The sequence below is a fragment of the Ideonella azotifigens genome (assembly GCF_006519715.1).
In the GTDB taxonomy this organism is placed as follows: Bacteria; Pseudomonadota; Gammaproteobacteria; order Burkholderiales; family Burkholderiaceae_C; genus Ideonella; species Ideonella azotifigens.
In genome coordinates this window covers 1-1,484 of record NZ_VIDT01001012.1, presented here as the reverse complement: position 1 = coordinate 1,484, position 1,484 = coordinate 1, and the positions used below count along the sequence as shown (strand labels likewise).

The window sequence follows — 1,484 nt, the reverse complement described above, 5'->3', positions numbered from 1 at the left end:
GCCGGCTTATGCGCGCCGCGTGGCCGCGCTGCTGGAGGCCACCGGCTGGCCCGCCCGGCTGCTGGAGCTGGACCTGCAGGAAGCCGCGCTGCAGCGCGACCCGGAAACCGCGCTGTACAACCTGCAGGCCTTGCAGCGCCTGGGTGTGCGCCTGGTGCTGGACGACTGGGGCACTGGCGACTGCTCGCTGGGCCTGTTGCGCCGCTACCCCTTCCACGCCGTCAAGCTGGACCGCAGCCTGATCCGCCAGGTGCCGCGCCAGGCCGCTGAAAACGCCATGGTGCAAGGCCTCGTCTCGCTGGCCCGCGCGCTGGGCCTGCAGGTGCTGGCCGAGGGCGTCGAACACGCCTCGCAACGCCAGTTCGTGACCCAGGCCGGCTGCGACGGCTGGCAAGGCCTGCTGGCGTCCGCTGCGCTCGACGCGCGGGCCTGTGAACGCGGGGTGTTGGCACGGGCAGCGGCCTTGGCTCAACGTGTTCAAGCGCCACCGCGCGCGGCCAACGAATAAGTAAAGCCCGGGCGGCACAATGCGGGCATCGCTTCCGAGCGCAACCCGTGGAGAGCCGCGATGTACAAGTTCAAGAGCAAGGCCACCGCCGACCTGATCATGCTGGCGCCCAATGGTGACCAGGTGCTGAGCCTGATCGGCAAGGCCCCTGCCGCCCAGGGCATCATCGACGTGGCCGACCTGCCGGCCGCCATCGACGCACTGACCCGCGCCGTCGAAGCCGAGGAAGCTGGCAGTGGCGGGAAAGACGAAGCCGAGACCGATGAGCCGGCCAAGGCCTCGACCGATTCGGTCTCGCTGCGCCGCCGCGCCTGGCCGATGATCGAGATGATGAAGCGCAGCCTGGCCGAAAAACAACCGGTGGTCTGGGGCGTTTGAGCATGCAGGATGTGACCCGCGTCATTGCCGTGCGCCATGGCGAAACCGCCTGGAACGTCGACACCCGTTTGCAGGGCCAGCTCGACGTGCCGCTGAACCCACGCGGCCGCGAGCAGGCTCGCCGTGCCGGCCTGGCGCTGGCGCACGACAAGCCCGATGTGATCTACGCCAGCGACCTGTCGCGTGCCTTCGACACCGCGCAGGCGATTGCCGACGCGGTCGACATGACGGTGCTGCCGGACCCCGGCCTGCGCGAGCGCCACTTCGGCATCTGGCAGGGCCACACCTATGCCGAGGTCGAACAGACCTGGCCGGACCTGAGCGCCAAATGGCGCGCCCGCCTGCCGGACTTCGGCCCCGAGGGCGGCGAAACCCTGCTGGGTTTCTACGAGCGCAGCGTGGCCACCGCCGCCCGCCTGGTCAGCGCGCATCCGGGCCAGACGGTGGTGCTGGTGGCCCATGGCGGCGTGCTGGACTGCCTTTACCGCGCCGCCTCGCGCATTGCGCTGAACGCGCCGCGCACCTGGGAGCTGCCCAACACCGGCATCAACCGCCTGCTGTGGACCGGCGACGGCTTCACGCTGATCGGCTGGGCCGA

The 1,484-nt window shown here is 70.3% G+C and carries 3 protein-coding genes; all 3 read left to right on the top strand.

The genetic code is table 11. The annotated features are described in order from the left end of the window. A partial coding sequence (locus FKP22_RS30170) for an EAL domain-containing protein (RefSeq protein WP_141291895.1) occupies positions 1-508 on the top strand: 508 nt, incomplete at its 5' end. 60 nt (positions 509-568) lie between these two features. Beyond that, entirely contained in the window at positions 569-886 is a 318-nt protein-coding gene (locus FKP22_RS30165) for a DUF1840 domain-containing protein (protein ID WP_141291894.1), read from the top strand. Between the two features lie 2 nt (positions 887-888). After that, on the top strand, positions 889-1,484 hold a 596-nt coding region (locus FKP22_RS30160), incomplete at its 3' end, for a histidine phosphatase family protein (RefSeq protein ID WP_141291893.1).